Genomic DNA, 5,677 nt, shown 5'->3' with positions numbered 1-5,677 from the left:
GCGGGTCACGCGGGTCACGCGGGCTGCGCGGGTCACGCGGGCGGCGCGGGTCAGGCGCGCCGGGCGTGACGGATGCGCCGCCGCCCGCCCGGCCCAGGAAGCGAACCGCTGCGACGGGAGCTCGACCCACCGGTACATCAGCTGGGCCAGCAGAAGGCTGAGCGGCACCGAGACCAGGGCGGCCAGCCACCACCGGGACGGGCCGAAGATGTTCCCGAAGGCGACCACGATCGGGAAGTGCACGAGGTACAGGCTGAAGCTGATTGACCCCAGCCAGACCAGGGGGCGAACGGTCAGCGGCCTCTGCAGCGGCGGCCACAGGGCGACGACGGCGACGATCAGCACGGCACCCGGTACGCGCAGGGCGAGGGTCAGGTCTCCCCACGGACCGGAAACCAGCGGCCGCACGAGCCAGTGCGCGATCAGCAGGAGCGGCCCGAGCGCGGTCAGGCCGACCCAGGCGACGGTGCCCCAGCGATGCGCGGTCAGTGCGGCGCCGCGGGCGCGTAGAGCGTCGACGTTCGCCGCGAGCAGCGTGCCGAGCGCGAACGCCGGGAGGTACATCAGCGGCTCGATGTGCTCGACGTAGCCGAACCCCGAGACCGCGATCAGGACCGCTGCCCAGATCGGGGTCCACCGCCGGGTGGCCGCGGCCAGCAGCACCCCGGCCGGGAGCAGCAGCGAAAACCACATCTCCCAGGCCAGCGACCACAGGGGCGGGTTGACATCGGGCCGGTTGGTCGAGCCGATGACGCTGGCCTCGCTCAGCAGATTGGCGAGGCCGACGTTCGGATCGTCCTGCCGGGCCAGCCAGGCCCCGCCGGCATCGCCACCGGTGCGGGGGACGAGGGCGATCCAGGCGGCGGCCAGGGCGACGGACACCACGACCGGAACCGCGAGCCGGATGATCCGGCGCGGAAAGTAGGAGCGCCAGTTGTAGGCCGTGGCCGCCAGGGGCGACAGCACGAGCACGAATCCGCTCAGCACGAAGAAGACGAGCACGAACTCGGGCCCCGCGAACAGGATCTTGAGCGGGGACAGCGTCGTCCACCAGCCCACCGACCAGAGGGCAACGCCGTCGCTGGACTCGTAGGCCGCGGAGATCGCCGGCACGGTCATCGACACGTGGTGCACCAGCACGATCAGCGCCGCGACCCCGCGGAGAGCGTCGAGGGCGAGCAGGCGGCCGGGCGGGGCTGGGCGAGGGTCAGTCATCGCCCACCACGCTAGGCGCGGCGGTTGAGTGTTTCCTCCGCGAACGAATTCGACGGAGATTCTCACTTAAACAGGCCCAAACGGATGCTGTGGGCTGGTTTTCGCGAAAATCTCCGTCGAATTGGTTAGGAGCGGAGCAGTGAAGCGGAAGCGGAAGCGGAAGCGGAAGCGGAGGCGGGGGAGACCCGGCCCTACTTCAGGGTGGACATGATGGCCGTCATCACGGAGGTGTCGGCCAGCGTGGTCGTGTCGCCGACCTCGCGGCCCTCCGCGACATCCTGCAGCAGACGCCGGATGATCTTGCCCGAGCGCGTCTTCGGCAGCTCGTTCACGATGAAGATCTGGCGGGGGCGCGCGATCGCACCGATCTGCTGGGCCACGTGCGCCCGCAGCACGGCCTGAAGGTCCGCGTGCGAGGACTCCTCCAGGTGGCTGTACTTGATGATGACGAAGGCCACCACGGCCTGGCCGGTCGTGTCATCGTGCGCTCCGACCACGGCCGCTTCGGCCGTCATCGGGTGCGCCACCAGCGACGACTCGATCTCGGCCGTCGACAGGCGGTGCCCCGACACGTTCATCACGTCGTCGACCCGGCCGAGCAGCCAGATCTCACCGTCGCGGTCGAGGCGGGCGCCGTCGCCCGCGAAGTAACGCGGGTTCTCCGAACCGAACTTCTCCCAGTAGGTCTCCTTGAACCGCTCCGGGTCGCCCCAGATGCCGCGCAGCATCGACGGCCACGGTTCGGTGACCACGAGCAGGCCACCGTTGTCGCGGCCGACGTGGTTGCCCTCGTCATCGAGCACGTCGATCACCACACCGGGGATCGGGCACTGCGCCGAACCCGGCTTCGTGGTCGTCACGCCGGGCAGGGCGGAGATCATGATCGCCCCGGTCTCGGTCTGCCACCAGGTGTCCACGATCGGAGCGACGTTGCCGCCGATGACCTCCCGGTACCACATCCAGGCCTCCGGGTTGATGGGCTCGCCCACCGACCCCAGCAGGCGCAGGCTCGTCAGGTCGAAGCCCTGCGGAATCTGACGGCCCAGCTTCATGAACGTACGGATGGCGGTGGGCGCCGTGTAGAGGATGCTCACCTTGTACTTCTCGATGATCTCCCACCAGCGGCCCGGGTGCGGGGTGTCCGGAGTGCCCTCGAAGAGCACCTGGGTGGCCCCGTTGGCGAGCGGGCCGTAGACCACGTAGCTGTGGCCGGTGATCCAGCCGACGTCGGCGGTGCACCAGTAGACATCCGTCTCGGGGTGCAGGTCGAACACGTTCTTGTGGGTGAAGGCCGTCTGGGTCAGGTAGCCGCCGGTGGTGTGCAGGATGCCCTTGGGCTTTCCGGTGGTGCCCGACGTGTAGAGGATGAACAGCGGGTTCTCGGCGGGGAAGCCCTCGGCCTCGTGCTCCGCGTCGACCGAGGCGAGCTCGTCGTGCCACCAGAGGTCGCGGTCGAACCACTCCACGAAGCCTTCGGTGCGCTTGACGACGAGCACGTTGCGCACGGTGGTCTCGCCGCTCTCCAGGGCCGCGTCGACGGCCGGCTTGAGCGCGGAGGCCTTGCCCTTGCGGTAGCCGCCGTCGGCGGTGATCACGAGCACCGCATTGGCGTCGTCGATGCGCGAGCGGAGGCTCTCGGCGCTGAATCCGCCGAAGATCACGGAGTGCACGGCACCGATGCGGGCCACGGCCAGCATCGCGATCACGGCTTCGGGGATCATCGGCAGGTAGATGGCTACCCGGTCGCCGGCGTTCACGCCGAGTTTCGTCAGCACATTCGCAGCCCGCTTCACCTCGGCGGTGAGCTCGGCGTACGTGATGTCCCGGGAGTCGCCCGGCTCGCCTTCGAAGTGCAGGGCCACCCGGTCGCCGTTGCCGGCCAGCACGTGCCGGTCGAGGCAGTTCCAGGCCACGTTCAATTCGCCGTCTTCGAACCACTTGGCGAAGGGCGGGTTCGTCCAGTCGAGCGTCTTCGTGAACGGCTTCTTCCAGTCCAGGAGTTCGCGGGCCTGGTCAGCCCAGAACTTCAAACGGTCGTCCGCGGCGTCCTGATACAGCGCGGGAGTTGCGATGGCCTGGGCCGCGAATTCCGGCGTCGGCGGGAATCTACGGGTTTCGTGGAGAAGGTTGTCGATCTTTACACTCATGCGGATGTCGCTCCTTTGCGATGCGTGGTTTCGGTTCGACGGCCGGCCCGGTGGAGGCCAGGACCGGCTCGTGCGGTGCCCCGCGAATCGGGGCGTTGCGGCCATTCCCGGCGCCGAACTGTCCCCGCCGTGGCGTGGGGTAACTCGGCGCCTGCGGCAGCCGGGTGTGGTCTTACGCTGCCGGTCCTACGGGCAGCATGTTTCGCTTGAACGTGGAATTTGCCACGACCGCGAACGAGGCGTACCAGGCGAGCAGCGCCGTGATCAGTCCCAGCCAGCCCCCGACCCGGGTGAAAGCGACGACGCCGGAATACGCGCCGATGGAGAGGCAGAAGAAGGTGACGGTCAGAACAACGAAAACCAGGAAGACGGCCATGCTGGTCTTGCGTGCCGCGATGGTCATATATAAGGAGAAGATCGCCCAGGCGAACAGCCAGACGCCCACTCCCTTGCCGGCGTCCGCGCCGGCGGCGGACAAATCGGTCGCTGTAGCCAGGTACCAGAACGACATCCAGAAGGCGCCGAACGAGGTGAAGGCTGTCGCGCCGAAGGTGTTGCCCTTGGCGAATTCCCACATTCCGGCCGCGAACTGTGCGATGCCGCCGTAGAAGAGAGCCAGGCTGAACACGATCGGTTCAACCGTTGCCGGAAGAAGACCGGCGTTCACGGTGCTGAGTACGAACGTTGTCAGGGCGAATGCGCCCAGACCGAGCGCTGCTGGATCTGCGAATGAAGCGGGACCGCTGACGACGGCTGCGGGAGCCGCATTCGCCTCGGGTTGTAAGTCCGTATCGATGTTCTTCATTGAACCCCTCAATTTTCCCCTGGCGCCAGCACTGGCGTCCTCTTCAAGCTACACCACGGCCCGGCGTCATGATTTCGATGACATTGAGGGCAAATTTCGCTGCGGTAACACCCCTAATTGTGGGCCCATCAGGCCGCATGGATCCGTGTCCTCATTTATGAGGACACAAAGGACTTGCGCATCTGTAATTCCCCTTGTACATTGGGACACGTCCGAACGAAAGTTTAGACCTGCGGTGTGTTTGGTTCCCCCCAATCAACGCACTGCCGAGGCGGCACCTGTTCCCCCCAATAGGTGCCGCCCCCCTTTTTTTAACCGGCGGTTTTCACCCGGTGGATTCCGACCGGGGCTCCTCCCCAGGGCGCGGGTCGCCTCGTTTCTCTCAGGTGCACGGGCCTGACCGCACAGCGCCGCCGCCGGGCCTACCGTCGACGCATGCCGTCTCCGTTCATCGCCGTGCCGTCCTACGCCGCTCAGGGCGCGGCTCCTGCCGGGCCGACACTCGAGGGCGCGGCGCGCGACACGCCGTCCCCAGACGCGCCCGCCCCAGACCAGCCCGCCCTCGATGTCTCCGGGCTCGGCCCGCTCGCCCGGTTCGCCGCCGCCCGGCAGGTCACCGACCTGTTCGTCAACGGCGAAGCCGGGCTGTGGGTCGACGCCGGTCACGGCCTCGTGCGCGAGCCGGGCTGGGCCTGCCCCGAGACGCAGGTGCGCGAGCTGGCGGTGCGTCTGATCGCCCTCGGCGGGCGCCACATCGACGAGGCCAGCCCCTGCGTCGACGTCAGGCTCTCCGACGGCATCCGGGTTCATGCGGTTCTGCCGCCGGCGTCGAGCACCGGCACCCTGCTCTCGATCCGGCTGCCCCGGGCCGCGCGACCGAGTCTCGCCGCGCTCGCGGAGGCCGGCCTGTTCGGGCCGGGTGAGGAGGCCGTTAGTCTCGTCCAGCGGCTCCGGGCCGCGGTGCACCACCGGGAGAATCTGTTGATCACGGGCGCGGCCGGCAGCGGCAAGACCACCCTGCTCGCGGCCCTGCTGGGGGAGGCGCCGCCGGGCGAACGCATCGTCGTGATCGAGGACGTCGCCGAACTGCGCATCGACCACCCGCACGTCGTCGCGCTCGAGTCGCGCCAGGCGAACCTCGAGGGGGCCGGGCGGATCGGGTTGGACAGCCTCCTGCGTGAGGCGTTACGGATGCGCCCCGACCGGCTCGTGCTCGGCGAATGCCGCGGCGGCGAAATCCGGGAACTGCTGGCGGCCCTGAACACCGGCCACGACGGCGGCGCGGGAACCCTGCACGCGAATTCGGTGCGGGACATCCCGGCCCGGCTGGAGGCGCTCGGCGCGCTCGCCGGGATGAGCCCCGAAGCGGTGGCCCGCCAGGCCGTGAGCGCGATCGGGCTGGTGCTGCACCTGGAGCGCCGCGACGGCCTGCGCCGGCTCGCGCCCCCGGCCCGGTTCGCGCTCGACGGCCACCGGCTGGTGACCGTGCCGGTCGAGCGAGAGGAGCGGG

4 protein-coding genes are annotated in these 5,677 nt (G+C 68.8%); 1 reads left to right on the top strand and 3 read right to left on the bottom strand.

Annotated features, from left to right (window positions below; genetic code table 11):
* From E3T37_RS06910 to E3T37_RS06900, 3 genes are all read right to left on the bottom strand, one after another.
* On the bottom strand, positions 1-1,215 hold a 1,215-nt coding region (locus E3T37_RS06910), incomplete at its 3' end, for an acyltransferase (protein ID WP_134366076.1).
* 191 nt (positions 1,216-1,406) lie between these two features.
* Positions 1,407-3,362, bottom strand: a complete 1,956-nt coding sequence (gene acs, locus E3T37_RS06905) for an acetate--CoA ligase (protein WP_134366075.1) — start codon at positions 3,360-3,362, stop codon at positions 1,407-1,409.
* 172 nt (positions 3,363-3,534) lie between these two features.
* A complete protein-coding gene (locus tag E3T37_RS06900) occupies positions 3,535-4,167 on the bottom strand; it encodes an acetate uptake transporter family protein (protein WP_134366074.1) in 633 nt (210 codons plus the stop codon).
* 435 nt (positions 4,168-4,602) lie between these two features.
* On the opposite strand from E3T37_RS06900, the gene E3T37_RS06895 reads away from it, so the two are divergent.
* Positions 4,603-5,677: TadA family conjugal transfer-associated ATPase (locus E3T37_RS06895; RefSeq protein WP_134366073.1), on the top strand; the 1,075-nt coding region annotated here is incomplete at its 3' end.

The organism is Cryobacterium sp. TMT2-10 (assembly GCF_004403075.1).
GTDB classification, from domain to species: Bacteria; Actinomycetota; Actinomycetes; order Actinomycetales; family Microbacteriaceae; genus Cryobacterium; species Cryobacterium shii.
The sequence above is the reverse complement of the archived record's forward strand: the minus strand, read 5'-3'. Positions and strand labels throughout refer to the sequence as shown.